Origin of the sequence: Rhodothermus bifroesti, from assembly GCF_017908595.1 — a bacterium.
In the GTDB taxonomy this organism is placed as follows: Bacteria; Bacteroidota; Rhodothermia; order Rhodothermales; family Rhodothermaceae; genus Rhodothermus; species Rhodothermus bifroesti.
In genome coordinates this window covers 1-18,685 of the sequence record NZ_JAGKTL010000007.1, presented here as the reverse complement: position 1 = coordinate 18,685, position 18,685 = coordinate 1, and the positions used below count along the sequence as shown (strand labels likewise).

Sequence of the window (18,685 nt, the reverse complement as noted above, 5' to 3'; positions counted from 1 at the left end):
TGCCCCCGATTGGCCGGCGCGTTCGCCGTAATCCCACTAAACACCACCGTCGAACCCTCTCCCCAATCCGCCAAAGGTACACTGCCCCCATCCCGCGCATGCTCGTACACCGAACCCTCCCCAAAAGACAACGAACCACTACCAACGGTTACTTCCCCACCACTTTCGACCTTGAGATAACCCGAGATGGTCACTGGTACATCGATCGTAACGGTATGCCTCACGGTGATATGCTCGGAGCCTACAGGAGCATTGGTGGCTGCACTCCACGTAGCTCCATCGAACACCTCCCAAGTAGCGGCATCGCTCCAGTTACCATTTGTGGCAGAGCGGTAGTCGCCTGCCTGCTGCGCAAGGGCCGACATAGGCCCAAGCATTAAAAGCCCGCAGCCGATAATCGTTATCATTGTTTTCATGGCTCCCCCCAGATTAAGGTTACTGGTTGCTGCGCTTGTCTCCCGAAGGCTTTAAGTCTCTTCGGATGCGTGACTTTACCGAATTAGCACCAGCTGCCTAGCAGCTGCGCTTTGCGCAGTTTGCACCCGATACCAGTACACACCGGGGCTTAGAGGGCCTGCCTCTAGCGTCAACTCATGAAATCCAGCTGGTTTGTATCCTTCAAACAGGGTCTGCACCTCCTTTCCGAGCAGGTCGTAGAGCTTAACCGACACGTATCCACTTGTAGGGAGCCCAAACCGAATCGTAGTAACCCGACGGAAGGGATTGGGGTAGTTCTGCTCGAGCACAAACGTCTGCGGCAGTTCGCTTCTTGTTTCGTTGGCCACAGGGTACAGCAGACTTCCACCTTCATACGAGATAGAACCGTTGGGTCCCAGGGTGAAAGGAATCGAGTTATCTAGCACCCCTGCTTTGAGCCGAAGCACGCCATTGATGGTGGTTTCTTGCGAAAGCTTTACGCCGGCCGGATTATCGATGATCAGGTCACCCACAACGGTAGGCATGCGCGTGCTAGTCACTTGAGGCACACTCCCGTTAAAAGCATACCCCGATTCATCTTCAAGCGTTACTTGACCGGTAACATTTTCGAAGATAGCGGCGACCCCGCCTGGCAGTGCGGTACCCAACACTGCGTCGGCATGTAAATAGAAAATGCCACTGCCGGCCAGACGACTTTCGCCCATCTCCAGTGTGGTACCCGAAAGCACCTCAATCGGCAGGGCCTGCAGGTTGCTGCCTTCGCCAATGGTTAGGCGCTGCGTACCTTGCTTTGCAAATACAAACTTTGCTCCCCCAGGCGTTGCCGTAGAGCTCTGGGTTGTGGCATTGGCAAAGGAGAAATCCCCTTCGTAGAGATACCAGGTTGTTGTGCCTCCCGGCTGCGACCCGCGGCTGATGGAGAAATTACCGCCGGTTACGATGATGTTGCCGTAATGATGGACAATAAAGGTAGAGTACGCATTGCTTGTGCCTTGAACCGCAAAGGCACCCTTTTCAACGTACACGTCCCCGTTGATGGTAACAACCGCGGTATCGTATGCTGCGGTAGTCGTGAGATACCAGCGCGCCGTCCCGGTATCTAGCACGCGAATGTCTCCTCCAATGGTAACGTTATCGAGACCTAGGTTCAGGTTTGAAGCAAGGGCTGGGGTTTCAAAGATGATGTGATAGTAGGGCTGATTCCGGTTAGCTGGGGCTTGTGCGACTACACCCGTTAAGTGTAGCGTAGCGCCTTCGCTCCAAGTGGCTATGGGGATTTTGCCGCCGTCTCGATCGTGCTGATAAACCCCTCCATTGCCTATGGTTAGCCTTCCTGCTTCTGCATGCACAATGCCCTGGTTAATTAGGCGCCCGGTAAGGGTTACAGGCACGTCGACAAACACCGAATCGGTACTGCGTACGGTGATCGTCTCAGCCCCTGTGGGCGCACTGGTGGCGGCTGTCCAAGCTGCTCCAGTAAAGCGTTCCCAGATGGAGGCCTGGCTCCAGTTGCCGCTGTCGCGTGTTCGGTAGTCGCCTGCTGACTGCGCTCTTAAGGGTGGGCAGGCTATAACCATCAAACCTAGCGTCAGCAAGCTCGCAGTAACACAACGTTTCATGGCGCACCTCCTCTTAATTAGCGGGCAAGACCTACAGCGAAAAACCCACGTTAGCCGTCAGGGCATGACGCACCGCACTGTTTTTGCTGAGTGCGCTAGCCCAGACGTCCTGGTACTTGATGTGGGCATATTCGTAAGCGAAATTGAGACGAACGCGATGGTAGGCAATACCCATCCCCACGCTATACACTTCGTAGGAAACCGCATCTTCCTCGATAGGGCTGCCCTCAGGCGCAAATACTTCGGCCTCGCCACGTATGCCTCCTCGCAGGCGTAGCCACGGCGCCATCCGCACTTCAGCTCCTACGCGAAAGAGGTTGGCTGAAACCCAGGGCCGGTGTGTGTTACCTTGGGCATCGGTATAGCGAGCCGATCCATAGGGCCGGAGTTCATATTCCATCCCCAGCATGAGTTCATCTCGGGGCCGCAGTACCAAACCAATAGTACCGCGCCAGGGCAACCGCATGCGGTCTTCTCCTTGCAATGCAGCAACTGTCGTATGGCTACCGGTATCGGTGGTTACCTCCAGCGAAAACGTTCGGGTAAACGTAACCGGCGGTTTAAGCACAACACCTAAGCTTACATACCGGCCATAGAGAATACTGCTCAAGGTGAATTCATATCCGCTAAATGTTGAAGTGCCGCTGCGCGTAACACGTCGGTAGACAGAATCAACGCGGAAAGCGTTGGAATAGAAGGTCAGCCGGCCTCGAGCGATCTCTTGTTCAAGATCTTCGGAGCTCCCGCGAATTACGAGGCCGCTCAGGCCGATAGCAAGCTTTAACGCTTCTACGTCTGCAGCTATCGCTCCCCCGAATCCTTGCAGCGCTCCTTGCCGGGAGCGGATAAACTGGTACCAATCTACCTGCAGTGGATTGTCGTCGGTAGGACGGGGTGTAGGAAGCGGCCGCTGCGAAAGTATCGAAGGGTTGAGTACGTTGTTATGCTGATAGTAATGGTCCAGGTTGGCATACTCTACTGCCCCCAATCCAGCGACCAATCGGAAGCCTGTAAAACGTAGCGGTAGCGCGATCATACCTTGAAGGGGATTACTGCTACGGCGCTTGTGTTTCCAGTTAGGACCGATATCGTCAAACGGCCGCTGCACAGTATCCCTGGGGGAGGTGCCTACCCGTGTGCTGTCCGGATCCGGAATCTTATAGGTTAACCCCTCTAAAAGGAGACTCAGATTGGGATAATAACGCACCGGCGCGTATTCCTGCTTTTGCTGGAGATCACGATTTTCCTGATATAAGCCTATAGAAAACTGGGCTGTGCTCAGTGCATGCAGGGCAGCGGGATGGTGAAACATTATCCCGATTTCTTCGCGAAGCCCTAGCGTTACTCCTCCAAAGGCACGCGCAGCAGCAGCATGCATGTTGAGCTGATGCAGCCCGTGCATCCCGAGTGGCCCACCATATCCCTGAGCCTGGCTTTCCTGCATGAGGCTGCCACACAACCAGACCCAGAGTGCTATCGCCCAGACAACCCGCAGATCGTTCATGGCACAATGACCCCTAAGCTTATCCGTTGCACATCCTCGAGATAATCCCCCATTGAGCCATAGCTATAATCCATAGAAACTTGCATATTTCCAACCTTATATTTTAAGCCAATACCCAGGGTTAATCCGTCCGAGTCATAGTTGAATTTATATCCTCCTCTGAGCGAAAGAATATCCATGAATTCATACTCCAAACCCATATGAAACTGTTGAGCATAATCATTAGGATGAAAAATATCAAAAGCTGCACTGAGGCGACTTTTTTCGTAGCCTCCTTGAAGCAGGCCAATTGGACCAAACAGATGAGCGGCAACCCCTACTCTGAAAAGCAGCGGGACGGGGTATGCCTCCGTAGCGTAGCGAACGTTAGGGCCAAAATTTTGGACTGCCGAAGCGATTTGAATGGACCGGAATCCGGTATTGTACCGCATGCCAAAATCAAATAGGATACCCGAAGCCCATGTATTTACATCAGCGTAAGTTCCGGGACGAATCATTACCTGCTCCACCCTTTTATCATTGAAAAGGGATTCGTAAGCATATTTTATGCTTAGGCCAAGCGAGAATCGATCGGTTAAGTATCGTCCGTAGGTAGCGCCTATGAGATAACCGAAGGGTCTAAATGTGCGCCCAGTCATTCCGGGGCGATCTGGATCGATGATATAGGGGAATTCATTGGTTGTCTCTTCAAAGACACCAAAGTCTACATATTGCACCTGCAGGCCTATAGCGCCCAAATTGCCCAAGGAAAGGGCATAAGCAAAAGCGCCTTGTTTGGTATCGAAAAGCCAATCCACATAGGTCAGGGAAACTTCATGGCGTGCTACCGAAGCAAGTCCACCCGGATTCCAAAACAGGGCTTCGGCACCTGAGGCCCAAACGCTGTAGGCTTCGCCTACGGCTGCAGCACGGGCAGAAGGCATCACCTTGAGGAACTGCATGGAGGTGCTGCCTACTTTTTGCGCCAGCGCGTTGCAGATGCCCAGCGCCAGTAGGGCCACTAAGCACAGGGCTTTCTGTGTTATAGGGAAGCTAGTCATAGCTTTAGTGAATCACGACAAATTTCCCGGTAGCGCGCTCGCCAGTCTCGTGGTCTTCGACCACAAAGAAATACACGCCAGAGGCGATGATCTGGTTATTGATGGTTAGCTGATACCACGGAGTGCCGAAGGAATCCCGGTCGTGCTCAATCACCCGCACAAGTTGGCCGGAATAAGAGTAAATCCGAATCGTGCAGCGCCGCGTTAGTCCGACAAACTGGATACGGTCCAGAATATCTCCTCTTGGGTCACTTCCGGTTAGGCCGCTAGACACAATCAGTGGATTCGGAATGACGTAGACTTTACCGAGCCGTTCAGCAGCTGGGGCTTGGGTTTCGTGGAGGGTCAGGTTGGTCATGCCGCTTCGGCCTCCTGCGGCATCCACCGAAACCACGGCGTAGGCTACGGTTTCGCCGGGTCTGCTTTCTGGATCTAGAATCGCATACTCCCCGGTTTCGGTATCGAAATAGCGCGGATCCTGAGGCTGAACCGTATCGATGAGCTTCCAGGGGCCCAGGGGATGGGGTGCCCGAAGCACTTCGTAGTGGCTAAAAGGTGCGCGTAGTCGGACGGTTGAAAAGCGCTCGACCTGCGTGCCCCAAACGATTCGGTTGGCACCGGAGGCGGTATTTTCTACACGAATGGCTGGAGCGGGATACGGGATCGGGATGGTGTTATAGCGTCCTTTTGAAGGCGCTGTAGCCGGATCGTATTGCAACGTGTCGTGCTTAACCAAAGGCCGTCCGGTATAGAGCTCAATAGCCTGATCGGCTACATCTCGAATCGAGATTACCGGTGGCGTGACGTACCAAGGCAATGGATGCTCCTGCAAGTACGTACTGCCAATGTAGCCTTTGCTTCCTAAGTGAGGATACGCTAGCTGCTCATACCAGCTGGGTACTGGACTAAAAAGTTCGCCCGCATCTACCCCGGCACGAACCCTACCGCCCAGGTCCTTATAGACCTTATCGTCTTTTTGTCCGGGCCCATAGCCAACGACTTCAGCTACGGCAAAGCGGATTGTCTCGCCTGGAGGCAACACATAGGGGAAAAACCCATAGGCATGCACGGCAGGTTGCCACCAAGACAAGTTCGCGGAAGTGCTTGTCCGTCCCTTCCAATACGACCACAGTTCTGGCTCAAACTGCGTTGCAAAGCGCGTGGAGTCCGTAGGGCTATGCCAGATTCCCGTTTTTCGCCGGAGCAAAGGATCCATCCAAGGTGCAATTTTGGCCTCATAGAGGTTGCCGTTTTCATAGCGCAGCATGAAGGGCTGCTTCGGCTTGCCGTTTTCGTCCCACATCCCTGTGCTGTCGGCTGGCACCAGAAAGACCTGCTGCGTCTGCTTGCGGGTGGCCAGGTGCTCATAGTCGTAGTAGAGCACCATAAAGCCTACAGCCTGTGGAGCGTTGAGCCCGCCCCGATCTCCTGGTTGCGCCCATTGTTCAAAGAAAACAGGATCTGGCAACCCATCCCGCGTGTGCACGTAACTCAGCCAGCGCTTCAGATCAAAGCGCGCAAATACGTCACCTGTGCCAGCTGGCGGCTGGCCACGCAGCGAAGCCTCCGACCAGACGCCATAGTTCCGCTGCCAGCCAAACATCGATGGGGCAAACGTATTTGCGAACGTGATAAAAACATCTTTTAACGTGTCGGCTGTAATGTTCTGGAATTCGTATTCGTAAATGATAAAGCTATCGTAGCCTGGATAGCTCCAAGCACGACTGGTGCGCGTGACCCGAATGCCTACAGGCGTATCCCAGCGGGAAATAATGATCTCTTCAGCTTCGTTGGGATCAAACTCAGGATTGAGCTCGCCCGAAGGCAGCACCGGAAAGTTCTCAATACGTCGAATTTCGAGCGGGAAACTGTAGACCCCTACCACAGGAACCGGCTCACCATTCGTGTTCGAAACCGCACCACAAAAAGCATATTTTCTCCCACTGGGGGCAGTCGCCGCTAGCCAAACACCGCTGCCAAACGAGTTGTGGTGACCCGGATAGTTACGGCGCTCCAAAATCATTCGGGAATAGGGGGGCCACTCCAAAGAAGGCCGGCCTTCTGGAACCGTCCCTCCAGCACTATAGGGCCGACCCAGCTCTCCTGTATTGAAAATAGTCTGGTGCAACAATCCCCGGCGATGCACCTGCCACTGCCGATCTTGGGCAGATGCACTCATAACCAGAGTAAAAAGCAGAAAAACTTTGATGTATCTCATTGAGCGCATACGCTAATTCAAAAATCAATCACAACGCCGAAGTTATAGGAGCGCGGCTGATTACTATAGAGCAAGAATGACTGATCAACGGCAAAAGGCCCCTGTCGCCCCTTATCCCACCAGTAGCGCACCCCATTTTCTCGATCATCAATCGGGTACTGTTCATAGTACTGAAGTGCAAGGTTGGGATTTGTAGGCGTGGGCCTACGGAACAGATAGTTATAGTTCAAAATTTTATTGTTAAACACATTAAATATCTCAAAGTAAAATGAAGCCTGTGCACCAAAAAAGTTTTTTACCTTTTTAGTAATTTTAATATCTGTATTATATTCTGCAGGTGTCTGTTTTGTGTTGATCTTTCTCAAATCTGAAGGTGATGTATAGGGTCTTCCACTTCTGGCAATAGAGTAAACAGAAAAAGTCATATTATTGAACACATACTTATTCAGAATTCTTGGTCCCCAGGTTTCTCCTGTAGTATAGGTTGCTGTAATAATCAAGTTATGCCTACGATCAAAATCGAGCAAAATATCCCGCGTAGGCACATTTGTTAAATCATTTGTAACCACACCTAAGGTGTCACGATTAAAAATAGGTGTCGCAGCTGTTGCTGTGGGGCTTTTACCCGTGGCATAGCTGTACTGATAATTAATCGCTCCTGTCAATGCTCCTCTGCGCTTATTTAAAGCAATGCGAAAGCCACGAATATCTGCATAGTCAAGGTTGAAGTAGGAACTAACCTGATAACCCGCCCGATCATCAATAAAATCAGCCTGTTGAACCAGATTTTTTACATCTTTATAATATCCACTAACATCCAGAGTAAAGCCACCACCAAGTGCTTGCACAACGCCAACATCGTAACTATTGGTAGTCTCTGGCTTGAGACTTGGATTACCCAAAATCATAGGATTATTACGCACCTGCCCAACGCGCTGGGAAACGATATACTGGAACGAAGGACGTTGCATAAAAGAACCATAATTCAGATGGAATACAGTATTGACAGAAATAGGGAAAGAAATGCCCAATCTCGGTTGCAGCCGTACATGTACAGGTGGTGCTTGTCGCACTCCATTTTCAGGATTAAACCTGCCTAAGGAATCTGGTTTTCCAAAAGGCTCAAATAGATCTACATAATATTTCATTCCAGAATACCATATATCTAGACGTAGTCCAACATTTGCGATCATTCCCTCAAATTCCATCTTATCTTGGAGATACATAGCAGCCTCAAATGGCCTTGCTCTATATCGTTCTATTTGTCTTGTAGACCGAAGGTTTACGCTGTTAAAGACATCAATAAGATAACTATTGATTTGAATACCTCCGTGTAACAGGTGATATGGTGTAAGCTGACTGGTTAAAGAGCCCTCAAAAGAAATCGTGTGTGTTTTTTCTTTAGTAAAAATATCATTTCCTACTTGATAGTTAATCCCATCTGGGGAGTTATTGTTGGGCCATGAAAGGGTACCCACCGCCCAGTTAATTTCTAGGGTATCGGGCAGTAGGGGAGGTGTAGGTGTCGAGCCGACTTCGTTTTGGGTGCGCAGCGTGTTGAGTTGGAGCTCATAGTAGGTGCTGGGGCTTAGGGCATGGGTAAACCGTCCGCCCAGCTGCATGTTTGTGCGTCGTTGGTCTTGAAGGCCCACGACGCGATCCCACAGCCAGCGCTGATAGCCGCCGACGCTGTTTCGGCTTGGGAAGATGTTGTTGCGTTGGTGCGACAGGCCTCCACTAAGGCGGAACGTAGCGCTTTCGGTGACATCCGTAACCACATTTCCCATGACCTGGTACTCCACGTCGGGGCTTTCGGTGGGCAGAAACGGCCACTGTTTTGTCAGGCCTAAGGCCATAAACATGCGCATCCGCTCGTTAATTGGCCCACCGCTTGCTAGCTCCACCGCATAGTCGATCTCGTTGCCGTAGTCCCGGTTTACGTCCCGCCGCATTTGCTCATAAAGCGCGCGTGCCATGGCCAGCTGTGCTTGGACGTCGCCGGCAAAGTAGCTTGTTAGCCCTGAAGCCATTGCGCCGTAGAAAGGCTGGGGCGTATCTGATCCCGGGTCACCCGTTAGCCAAATATTGCCCTCGTTGTAATAGAGCAGCCGCAAATAGTCGTTGGCTTTCGGGTCGAAGACGCTAGGGCCAAAGTGCTTGCGGCCAGGGGCGCGCATGCGGGTCTCTAAGCGACTGGTCCAGCGCGTGCGACTACCTTCTTTCATAGAAATGCGCACAACACCCGACTGGGCATTCCCATACTGGGCACTAAATCCGCTGGTGATCACCTCAACCTCTTCGACCGCACTCATGATGGGCATAAAAGCCGATGAATTGTCCAGCGGGTTTACAATGCCCATGCCCTGCAATGTGTAATACTCTTCCCCTTGCCGCCCACCACGGAAGTGTCCATCAATCACATCAGCTGCTAAGGCCAGCACATCGCTGATGTTGCGCATGCCTGGCACAGCTTGCACTTCATCAAAACGAACAATATGACTGGTGGCTGTCTTGTCCCGTTCGACATCGGGACGAACGGCCTGAACAACGATTTCGCCAATCTCAAGAGCTGCCTCGCTAAGGCTAAAGTTCACCTGGGTCGTCCGATCGGCATGCACCACCACATCCTCCACCACAACCGGCTGATAGCCGATCATGCTTGCCCGAACAGCATAGCGCCCAGGAGGTACGTTGAGAATGTAATACTGACCCTCAATATCCGTAGCCGCCCCCAGCGTCGTACCCACAACCGTGACGTTTACGCCAGGTAGCGGATCGCCCGTAGCCGCATCGGTCACGCTCCCCGCTATCCGACCTACATTCTGCGCCAAAGCAACCCACGGCAAAATCCCTATAAGCCCTACAATACTTCCCCTAAACCTATGCAGCAGCCCTATCGCCATGCTTAACCCTTGGTTTTGCTCAAAAGGCTTGCCCAGAAGCCAAAACACTATGCCCTCACCCGCATTGCCCCTGGCAAAAACCGCTTACTTTAAAGCACAAGCGGTTTCGGTAGGCTAAATCCGATATAGTTAACGGTTACTTTAACGATAGCATCAAAGTAAGCCTACCCCAACTTTCTTGCAAGCCCTTCCTTCACCCCATTTTCTCTACTTAACACAATCTTCACAAGAGGTGCACCTGTCCCTTTAAATGCGCATGCTCACAAAAAACCCGGCCCCGCTACCCCTTCGACACAAGTAAAGACGTTTAAGCGACTTGCCCTGCCGTCACGACAGGCCTTGCTGGAAGCCAAACGGTAAATCGCGTTCCCTTGCCTGGCGCACTCCAGACTTCAATCGTGCCCCCCATAAGCCCTACAAACCGTCGGGCAATGGTTAGGCCCAACCCCAATCCTTCATGGGTCCGATTCATCCCGCTCGAGGCCTGCCAGAATTCGTCGAATGCACGCTGTAGCGTTTCGGCCGACATTCCGATACCGGTGTCTTCGACAATCAGGGCTATCCGGTTGCCTACCTGTTGCACCGAAACGGAAATGCTTCCGGCAGTGGTAAACTTAACCGCATTGTCCAACAACTCCTCAAGAACGCGCTCCAATAAGACAGGATCGGCCCAGGCTTCCAAGTGTGGCGTGCCCTGTAGCCGCAGCTTGAGGCCTTTTTGCTTAGCACGTGCGCGATAGGTCGCTAAAAGCGGCTGCAGGTGGGGCAGCAGGCGCAACTGATGTGGACGAACGACAATTTCTTGGGCTTCCAGCTGGGCCAAATCAAGCACTTCGCTTAGCGTATGCAGCAGACGGCGCCCCCCTTCTGCAATCAGTCGTGCAAACTCCTGAAACGGTGAGCCGGCCTTGGCCTCTTCGACCAATAGATCCGCAAATCCTATCACCGTAGTCAGTGGGGTGCGAATCTCATGACTTAGGTTCGTGAGCAGCACTGATTTCAGCCGACTCATCGCTTCGGCTGCTTCACGGGCACGCACCAGCTCTGCTTCATAGCGTAAGCGATCGGTCAAGTCGCGCACAATAAGCAAATACATCTCGAAAGGCTGCCCAATGACCGTGCACGAAAGCTCGACCGGAAAGCGCTCTCCGCTGCTACGGACCGCCTCGGTCTGCATAGGCGTCGCAGCTGCCCCAAGCCCCTCGGCAAGCCCCGGAAGCAACACATCAATAGGTTTTCCGAGTATGGCGGGCGCCGTGTAGCCGAAAAGCCGCTCAGCAGCACGGTTAAAGAGCAAAACGTGCCGCTCACGATCCAGCAGCATGATGGCATCAGCGGCCTGCTCCAACACAGCTTCGAGCTGGTGCTCGCGGGTTTGCAGGGCTTGCTGCTGCCGCTCTCGCTCCAGTGCAATTGCCGTCAAGCGCGTTGCTAGGACAGCAAGCTCCTGGTCCTGGGGCTCCAGCGGTCCTGGCTTGCAACCGTAAAGGGTAAACGTGCCCAAAACGCTCTGGTCTGGCGCCAAAATAGGCATCGACCAGCAAGCACGCAGCCCATGGGCTAGTTCCTGATCCAGCGCCCAGGCTGGATCAGCCGTCAGTTCTTCACCCATAACAGGGGCGCACGTGTCCGTCGCTGCACCGCGGGACCCGACATTTGAACCTGTCGCTTGCGCATCGATAGCCTGGCCGTACGCCAGTGGCAAACTGGGCGCAGCGCCACAATAGCGTTTACCTTCTCGGACAAGCACAATAGACACCAGCACCCCACTGCTTTCGGCCTCTACCCACCGCGCAATTGCATCCAGCACCTCATGAAGCGGCTTGCCTGTGGCTATGTATTCCAACAAGCGCGCCTTTCCCCGAAGCAAGCGTGCGTAGCGCTGTTTTTGCCCCGCATGTTTTTCCCACACGCCTAGTAACGCACCCAAAGCCTCCAGAAGATGCCGCGCCTTCTGATCAAACCGCCGCGGCTGGACATCTGCAACGGCCAGCACGCCCTTGTCGCCTGCAGGCACGCCAGCATAAAAGTGTAGCGGCCTCCAGGACGTAAGCGCTTTAGGGCCTAAAACAAGCAACGCCCGATGCTCACGCACCTGAGCCTCTAGGCCTTCGGTTGAGACAGGAAGAGCTTCCGATGCAGCATAGCACTGCACGCTATCCCCCGCACGGAAGACGACATAGGGGACTTCAAAAAGAACGCCTATTTGCTGAAGAAAAGCACCAAAATCCGTCTGCGCCGAAAGGCACGATGCTGCTCCCATCATCAAGCTCCCTCCCCCTTTTGCCCATCTAAACCCCAAACACAACCCATATCCTTACGGACCCAAGAACGGAGTTGCGCAAAAACTTATCTTTCGTAGAATTACGTACTTTTGTTTTATTCTATTGGAATTCCAAATATTTATACCGATTTTTCATTGGGATTTGGAGCATTCTGTCCTAGGATAACTTCCAGCAAGTGCTCTGATACTTCGTTCTTGGAGACAAAGGCATTAGCGCCCCGGCTGCGGGCTTCTTCTTGGTACCAAGCGCTATCGTGAGAGGTCAGCACGATAATCAATGCCTTTGGTGCAGCAGCGCGCAGCTCAGGCAGCACATCCAGTCCACTTTGCCCCGGCATGGAAAGGTCTAGCAACACAACCTGAGGTTGCAAGGTCTGGCATAAGGCCACCCCTTCTGCTGCCCGATGGGCAACACCGACCACATCGATGCGGGGCTCTGTCGCCAAAAATCGCAACAAATACTGCACAAAAAGGGGCTGGTCGTCGATGAGCAGCACAGAAATGGTGTCGGCCATAGCCCCAAAAGAACTGGTCCCTGAATGGTGCAAAATGCGCGGATTGGGTTAAGAAGACCAATACGTAAAGCTACGTAAAGCGCCTGCGCAATTAGTTGCGGCGCGGCTGCACCAAGCCTCGCTGCACGGCATAGTGGATCAGCTCGGCTTGGCTGTGCAGGTCGAGTTTGTTCATTAGGTTTTCGCGGTGTTTTTCAACGGTACGTGGACTGATAAACAAGCGTTCAGCAATCTCTCGGCTGGTATAGCCTTCTGCCGTGAGGTGCAGCACTTGACGTTCCCGCTCGGTAAGCGTCTCGTATGGATCTTGCGGTGCAGCAGCCCCTTCGCTTGGGTCTAGCAAGCGCTCCGAAAGCGGAACGCTCAGGTAGCGCCTTCCTTGGCACAATGCTTCTAGGGCACGAACCAGCTCTTCGGTTGGACTGCCCTTAAGCACATAGGCCATGGCACCACTGCGCAGGGCTTCAACCACGTAGGCATCATCGTCGTGCATCGAAAGCACCAGCGTGCGGAGCGTGCGCCAGCGTCGTCGAGCTTGACGCAGCACTTCTAAGCCGCTAAGCCCTTGCAACGATAGATCCAGCACCAGCATATGCGGCTGGTGCTGCTCAAGCAATCGAAGGGCCTCTAGACCATCACCTGTCTCGGCCACAACCTGAATGCCCTGGAGTTCGAGTAGTGTGCGGAGTCCTTGCCGGACAATCGGGTGGTCTTCGACAATGAGGGCGGTCCAGCGGTTCATGATAAGAGCTCGGCTTCAGCGAAAGGGTTCGTTTCAGCAGGCAAGGGAAGATACGCTTCCAGACGCGTCCCTTGCTGCGGGTGGCTTTCAATTTCTAGACGTCCACCTAAAAGCTCAATGCGTTCTCGCATAGCTACCAGCCCCATAGAGCGCCCAGAAGCAGTAACCGTCTCCGGATCGAACCCGATGCCTTGGTCTTGCACGACCAGATGCAAGTGATTTTCTGTAAGACTAGCCTTTACATCGACTTGGTCGACACGGGCATGACGAGCTACATTGGTGAGTGCCTCTTGCACAAAACGGTAGGCGGTAAGCTCAATCAGTTCAGGTAAGCTGGTACGCTCAGGTAGGGCAAGCGCTAGGCGAACGGCGATGCGGGTTTGGCGCTCAAAGCGTTCAGCATAAGCTCGCAGCGCTCCAGCTAGCCCCAGTTCATCTAAAAGCGGCGGGCGCAGCTGAAGCGTCAACTGCCGAATCTCCTGGCTGAGGCGGTCGATAAGTTGGCGGGCTTCGCGCAGGTTTTCGGCCAGCGTTGTCGCTTCCGGAGGTGTTGCGGCTTGGGCCATGCCTAAGCAGAGCTGCACCGAAGTCAACAAGGCGCCTACTTCATCGTGCAGCTCGCGGGCAATGCGACGGCGTTCCTCTTCGTGCGCCAACAAAAGTCGCCGCGATAGATCCCGCAGCTGGCTTACCAGACGCGCGTTTTGCAACGCTGCTGCTGCCTGAGCTGCCAGCGATCGAAGCAGCGTCTGCTCGTAGGGGGCAAACGCGTCGACCCGCGTGAAGCTGTCTGCACAGATGATGCCCTCTAGGCGACCTTCCAAACGAATGGGCGCCACAAGGGCTGCCTGAAGACCTTGCAGCACCGCTGCAGCCTCCGCTTATGCGCGCAACTTCAGCAGGGGCTAAAGCCTCTTCAGCTTGCAGACGCTCCAGTAGCTCCCCTGAGGCGGGTAGCGTGTAGCCTAGAGGTAAGGCCTCTGGACCATCTGCTTTTGCTACCAGGACGAACCTCCCTCCACGCCGCAACCAAAGCAAGGCCGCATCGGCTGAAGGGATAACTTGACGCACTGTTTGCACCAGCTGCTGCGCCAACCGATCGCAGTCCATAAGCTCTTGCTGCAGCCGACGGCTAAGCTCGAGAAGGATTTCCAGTCCTTGCCGATAGCGGGCATTTTCTCGCGCTATCCGGTTGCGCTCCGTCACGTCCTGCACCAGAACCAGCACGGCCCGCCGTCCTTTCCACGTCAACATGTGCGAATCAATTTCTACCTCCAGCATGCGGCCATCTTTAGTCAAGTGCCGCCAGGGACCAGAATGCTTCAGCGGTCCGCGAGGGGCCCAAGCACTGGCCGCTACCCGAGGACGGTCTTCTTCAGGACGAATGTCCAGAATTGTCATGCCTAAAAATTCTTCCTCACGGTAGCCGTAGAGCGCAACCGCAGCCTGATTAACGGCTAAAAAACGCAGCGTCTCAAGGTCGTAAATCCACATGGGCCTCGGATTATTTTCAAATAGCAGCCGATACTGCGCCTCCGAGGCCTCCAGCTGCTGCGCCTGCGTTCGCAAAAGCTGCTGCCCTGCGCGCATTAGCACGTAGAGCACCAGTGCTGAAACCGTAACAAAAGCAGTCCCCTTTGTGCTTTGCCATCGCGTAAGCGTTTCAGGATCCAGCCCAGCACGCAAAAGCAGCGAATCCGAAAAGAAAATCCACAGCAGACTAGCTCCTAAATAGAGCAACGCAATTCCAGCCGGATCCAGCCAGAAATGGTTTTTTTGTGCGCGACGCCGTGGCATAAGGCCCCCTTCGTCATGAAGACATAGAATAAAAACATTTTCAGAAAATTCAACTCCCCTGCTTCTGCTTTAAGTAGGGTTACTTTTTAGCGCGCTCTGCGCCTATGCAGCGGTGTATGGGCAACGTGGCAACTTCTGTGCAGCCGTTGTGTAAGTGCTCCAAGACTTCTGCTCGACCGCACGTGAGAAGCTTAACAGATAAGACCGCATGCGCTCTCCTCAGTCATATGCTGCATGGGGCTTTGGGATCATCCTATTGATCGCCTGCGGCTTTGCCTTGCGCACGACAGGGCCAGACGCTTCGGTGCTCGATGATCCCCTGGTGCGTACGGAAGGCCGAGCCGGTCTGGAACGACTCTACGACCTGGACTTTGCGGCTGCACAAACGCACTTTTCCCGCATTACACGACGCTATCCGGACCATCCTATTGGTCCTTTTCTGACCGGCCTCAACCTGTGGTGGCAAATGCTGCAAGACCTTTCGGACCGCTCGCGGGACAAGGCCTTCTACGGTCTGATGGAAGCCGTGATTGCACAGTGTGACCGCAGGCTACGTCGCAATCCCCAAGACCTAGATGCGCTGTTTTTAAAGAGTGCTGCCTTAGGTTTTCGCGGGCGACTGCGCTCCAACCGAGGGGACTGGTTCCGCGCGGCGCTCGATGGGAAACGCGCACTTGATGCCGTAATGGCGCTGGCACGACTGCGACCGCAAAGCCCTGACTTTCGCTTTGGCAAAGCTCTTTACGATTACTATGCCGCGGTCATTCCAGAGCGCTATCCGTTTACCAAACCGGTGATGTCCTTCTTCCCTTCAGGAAATCGTGCGGCTGGTTTGCGCCAAATCGAAGAAACCGCCCGCCAAGGCTATTACCTGCAGCCCGAGGCCGTCTACTTCTTGGCCATGATCTATTACCTGTTTGAAGAGGACTACAGCCGAACGCTGGAGCAGGTGCGCTGGCTCCGGGAGCACTATCCCAACAATGGCTACTTCCACGCCCTGGAAGGCCGCGTCTACATCCGCTGGGGCCGCTGGGCGCAAGGACGCCAAACGTTCGAGAAAGTGCTCGAACGCTACCAAAAAGGCCAGCGGGGTTACCACGCAGCCCAAGCAGAACAAGCCCTCTATTTTATTGCCCTTTCCTACATGATGGAACGCCGCTACGAGACGGCCCTTTCGTACTTGCTCCAACTCGAAGCACTAACAGCCCGCCGCAAAGAAGATACCTACTTTAAAGTCATGGGACGCCTGCGCCAGGGGATGGTCTACGACGCTTTAGGCCGCCGGGACATTGCCCGTTTACGCTATCGTGAAGTTCTGCAAATGAAAGACTTTGGCAATGCCCAAGAACGCGCCCGCGCTTACCTGCAACGCCCGTTTCGAGGCTAACAACCACACCGAACCTTCCACAAGTCGGGTCGTTTGTTCTCTTGCGCCATAATAGACGGCAGCTGCTATGTGGATACGCTACCTCCAGTGGGATCCCATCCGCCACGGCAAAGCTCAATCTACCTTCGACCGACTGTTTGAGCTCTTTAAGCAGCTCCTCTACTTTACTGCGGGTGACGCTGCTGAAGCCCTGCGCTGGCTCAGCCAGCTTGACCAAACCTATGGTCTTACAGACGAAGCAATGGGGCTGGGCGACTTTATTGAAGAGCTCAAGCGTCGCGGCTATTTGCAAGAGGATACCCACAACGGTGTGCTGCAGCTTACACCATCCATGGAACAGACGCTCCGCCAAAGCGCCTTGGAAGAAATCTTTCGCAAGCTACGCCGGGGTAGCCTTGGCCAGCATAAAACGCCTTACGCTGGCCAAGGCGATGAACGCCTTCCGGAAACCCGTCCTTGGCAGTTCGGCGACGATCCACACCTTTTAGATCTTACCGGTACGCTGTCGAATGCCTTCCGCCGCAGTGGTATCGACCAGTGGTCGCTGCACGAGGAGGACTTGCAGGTCTACGAAACCGACCACCACACCAGTGTAGCCACGGTGCTCCTCATCGACCTGTCGCACTCTATGGTCCTCTACGGCGAAGACCGCATCACACCTGCCCGTAAAACCGCTCTGGCCCTGGCTGAACTGATCACCACCCGCTATCCCAAAGACACGCTCGACATTGTAGCCTTTGGCAACGACGCCTGGGAAGTGTCTCTTAAAGAATTGCCCTACCTGCAGGTGGGTCCCTACTACACCAACACCCGGGCAGCCTTGCAACGGGCACGCCAAATCTTGCATCGCCGTAAAAACCGTAACAAACAAATCTTCCTAATCACCGACGGCAAACCTAGCTGCCACTTCGAAAACGGCCGCATCTACCGCAATGCCTTTGGGCTGGATCGGCGCATTGTGAACAAGGTGCTCGACGAGGCTGTGTGCTGCCGCCGCGAAGGCATCACAATCACCACCTTCATGGTCGCACGCGACCCTTACCTGCAACAGTTTGTGCAGCAGCTCACGCGGGCCAACCGCGGACGTGCCTATTATGCCCGCCTAGATCGCCTTGGCGAGTACCTGTTCGAAGACTACGTTCGCAACCGCCGAAAGTCGCTGCGTTAAGGCCCCATGAGCATGCCGTTTCGTCCCCGCAAGCGCTGGGGACAGCATTTTCTGGTGGATGCCAACATCGCCCGGAAAATCGTTGATGCGCTGCAAGCAACCCCCAACGATCCTGTAGTCGAAATTGGCCCAGGGACTGGGGCCTTAACCCACTGGCTGCTGCAACGCTACGCGCAACTGACTGCTATCGAACTCGACACGCGGGCTGTAGCTGCTTTAAAAGCACGCTGGCCCTCGCTCGACGTGCGCGCAACAGATGTCCTCAAGGTCAACTGGTCCGCCCTAGCCGCTGAAAAAGGCCATCGGCTGCACGTGATTGGCAACCTCCCCTACTACATCACCAGTCCAATTCTGTTTGCGCTGTTTGAAGCCCGCGACGCCCTAACCGAAGCCGTACTGATGATGCAGCGCGAAGTGGCCGAACGCCTGGTGGCTTCCCCCAACCATAAAACCTATGGCATCCTCAGCGTCGTCGCTCAGCTTTGGGCTACACCTGAATGGCTTTTCTCCGTCTCCCCAAACGTCTTCCGTCCCAAACCCCACGTCGAAAGTGCCGTTGTCCGTTTAAGTTTTACCCAACCTCTGCCACCGGTCGACGTAAACCTACTTCGCCAAATCATCCGCACAGCCTTTAACCAACGCCGCAAAACACTACGCAACAGCTTATGCCGCCTGTTACCCCCTGGACTCCAACTTCCTGAACCCTGGGCAAAAGCCCGAGCCGAAGCCCTAAGGCCTATCGATTACGTCGAACTGGCCTGCTGGCTACAGCAGCAAACCGCCCCCACCACTGCTCTGCAAAAAGCGGTATAAGGATGCCCACAAAAAGCCCTTTTGTTTTTGCCTTATCTCGCCTATCTTGAGGGGATTTTTACAAAACGGCTTTCGGTAAACAACGCTCTGCGTGCTACACCATGATTCACGAAGACGCACCCAGAGCAGGTAGCTTCTGAGCAGAAGGCTGTTCAAATAAACCTTAAGCCATAACGTACTATGACGGTTTTAGACTGGTTGATTGTGGCGGCCTATTTTGGGATTTTGGCCGCGATAGTTTGGTGGTCTTCGCGACG

At 54.1% G+C, this 18,685-nt stretch carries 12 protein-coding genes and 3 pseudogenes; 3 read left to right on the top strand and 12 right to left on the bottom strand.

Annotated features, from left to right (window positions below):
- The 12 genes and pseudogenes from J8E65_RS12455 to J8E65_RS12685 form a co-directional block, all read right to left on the bottom strand.
- Nucleotides 1-416: pseudogene (locus J8E65_RS12455) on the bottom strand (T9SS type A sorting domain-containing protein); the annotation flags it as partial.
- A gap of 75 nt (nt 417-491) precedes the next feature.
- Nucleotides 492-2,057, bottom strand: a complete 1,566-nt coding sequence (locus J8E65_RS12450) for a T9SS type A sorting domain-containing protein (protein WP_210376498.1) — start codon at nt 2,055-2,057, stop codon at nt 492-494.
- Between the two features lie 31 nt (nt 2,058-2,088).
- Entirely contained in the window at nt 2,089-3,561 is a 1,473-nt protein-coding gene (locus J8E65_RS12445) for a hypothetical protein (RefSeq protein ID WP_210376497.1), read from the bottom strand.
- Nucleotides 3,558-4,562 (bottom strand): PorV/PorQ family protein, encoded by a 1,005-nt coding sequence (locus J8E65_RS12440; protein WP_341481768.1) that lies wholly within the window; start codon nt 4,560-4,562, stop codon nt 3,558-3,560. The genes J8E65_RS12445 and J8E65_RS12440 overlap by 4 nt, the downstream gene beginning before the upstream one ends.
- Before the next feature lie 43 nt (nt 4,563-4,605).
- Complete coding sequence (locus tag J8E65_RS12435; RefSeq protein ID WP_237182033.1) at nt 4,606-6,780, bottom strand: T9SS C-terminal target domain-containing protein; 2,175 nt, start codon at nt 6,778-6,780, stop codon at nt 4,606-4,608.
- A 56-nt stretch (nt 6,781-6,836) separates the two neighbouring features.
- A complete protein-coding gene (locus tag J8E65_RS12430) occupies nt 6,837-9,722 on the bottom strand; it encodes a TonB-dependent receptor (RefSeq protein WP_210376494.1) in 2,886 nt (961 codons plus the stop codon).
- Nucleotides 9,723-10,029: 307 nt separating this feature from the next.
- Complete coding sequence (locus tag J8E65_RS12425; protein WP_210376493.1) at nt 10,030-11,988, bottom strand: PAS domain-containing sensor histidine kinase; 1,959 nt, start codon at nt 11,986-11,988, stop codon at nt 10,030-10,032.
- Between the two features lie 137 nt (nt 11,989-12,125).
- The gene (locus J8E65_RS12420; protein ID WP_210376492.1) at nt 12,126-12,521 is read right to left on the bottom strand and encodes a response regulator; all 396 of its coding nucleotides are present in this window, start codon (nt 12,519-12,521) and stop codon (nt 12,126-12,128) included.
- 91 nt (nt 12,522-12,612) lie between these two features.
- Nucleotides 12,613-13,263 (bottom strand): response regulator, encoded by a 651-nt coding sequence (locus J8E65_RS12415; RefSeq protein WP_210376491.1) that lies wholly within the window; start codon nt 13,261-13,263, stop codon nt 12,613-12,615.
- Nucleotides 13,260-13,919, bottom strand: a complete 660-nt coding sequence (locus J8E65_RS12530; protein WP_237182035.1) for a sensor histidine kinase — start codon at nt 13,917-13,919, stop codon at nt 13,260-13,262. The genes J8E65_RS12415 and J8E65_RS12530 overlap by 4 nt, the downstream gene beginning before the upstream one ends.
- A gap of 111 nt (nt 13,920-14,030) precedes the next feature.
- Nucleotides 14,031-14,102: pseudogene (locus J8E65_RS12690) on the bottom strand (hypothetical protein); the annotation flags it as partial.
- 397 nt (nt 14,103-14,499) lie between these two features.
- A pseudogene (locus J8E65_RS12685) lies at nt 14,500-14,757 on the bottom strand (PAS domain S-box protein); the annotation flags it as partial.
- Nucleotides 14,758-15,268: 511 nt separating this feature from the next.
- Here J8E65_RS12685 and J8E65_RS12405 point away from each other — a divergent pair.
- The 3 genes from J8E65_RS12405 to rsmA all read left to right on the top strand — a co-directional run bounded on the left by J8E65_RS12405 (nt 15,269) and on the right by rsmA (nt 18,428).
- The gene (locus tag J8E65_RS12405; protein ID WP_237182032.1) at nt 15,269-16,447 is read left to right on the top strand and encodes a tetratricopeptide repeat protein; all 1,179 of its coding nucleotides are present in this window, start codon (nt 15,269-15,271) and stop codon (nt 16,445-16,447) included.
- Nucleotides 16,448-16,514: 67 nt separating this feature from the next.
- Nucleotides 16,515-17,615 (top strand): vWA domain-containing protein, encoded by a 1,101-nt coding sequence (locus J8E65_RS12400; RefSeq protein ID WP_210376490.1) that lies wholly within the window; start codon nt 16,515-16,517, stop codon nt 17,613-17,615.
- A 6-nt stretch (nt 17,616-17,621) separates the two neighbouring features.
- Nucleotides 17,622-18,428: a 16S rRNA (adenine(1518)-N(6)/adenine(1519)-N(6))-dimethyltransferase RsmA gene (rsmA, locus tag J8E65_RS12395; RefSeq protein ID WP_210376489.1), complete on the top strand. Its 807-nt coding sequence runs from the start codon at nt 17,622-17,624 to the stop codon at nt 18,426-18,428.
- Nucleotides 18,429-18,685 lie beyond the last annotated feature (257 nt).

Coding starts and splice junctions, on each gene's coding strand:
- J8E65_RS12450 (WP_210376498.1), bottom strand. CDS start 2,057: ATGAAACGTTGTGTTACTGCGAGCTTGCTGACGCTAGGTTTGATGGTT.
- J8E65_RS12445 (WP_210376497.1), bottom strand. CDS start 3,561: ATGAACGATCTGCGGGTTGTCTGGGCGATAGCACTCTGGGTCTGGTTG.
- J8E65_RS12435 (WP_237182033.1), bottom strand. CDS start 6,780: ATGAGTGCATCTGCCCAAGATCGGCAGTGGCAGGTGCATCGCCGGGGA.
- J8E65_RS12430 (WP_210376494.1), bottom strand. CDS start 9,722: ATGGCGATAGGGCTGCTGCATAGGTTTAGGGGAAGTATTGTAGGGCTT.
- J8E65_RS12425 (WP_210376493.1), bottom strand. CDS start 11,988: ATGATGGGAGCAGCATCGTGCCTTTCGGCGCAGACGGATTTTGGTGCT.
- J8E65_RS12420 (WP_210376492.1), bottom strand. CDS start 12,521: ATGGCCGACACCATTTCTGTGCTGCTCATCGACGACCAGCCCCTTTTT.
- J8E65_RS12415 (WP_210376491.1), bottom strand. CDS start 13,263: ATGAACCGCTGGACCGCCCTCATTGTCGAAGACCACCCGATTGTCCGG.
- J8E65_RS12405 (WP_237182032.1), top strand. CDS start 15,269: ATGCGCTCTCCTCAGTCATATGCTGCATGGGGCTTTGGGATCATCCTA.
- J8E65_RS12400 (WP_210376490.1), top strand. CDS start 16,515: ATGTGGATACGCTACCTCCAGTGGGATCCCATCCGCCACGGCAAAGCT.
- rsmA (WP_210376489.1), top strand. CDS start 17,622: ATGAGCATGCCGTTTCGTCCCCGCAAGCGCTGGGGACAGCATTTTCTG.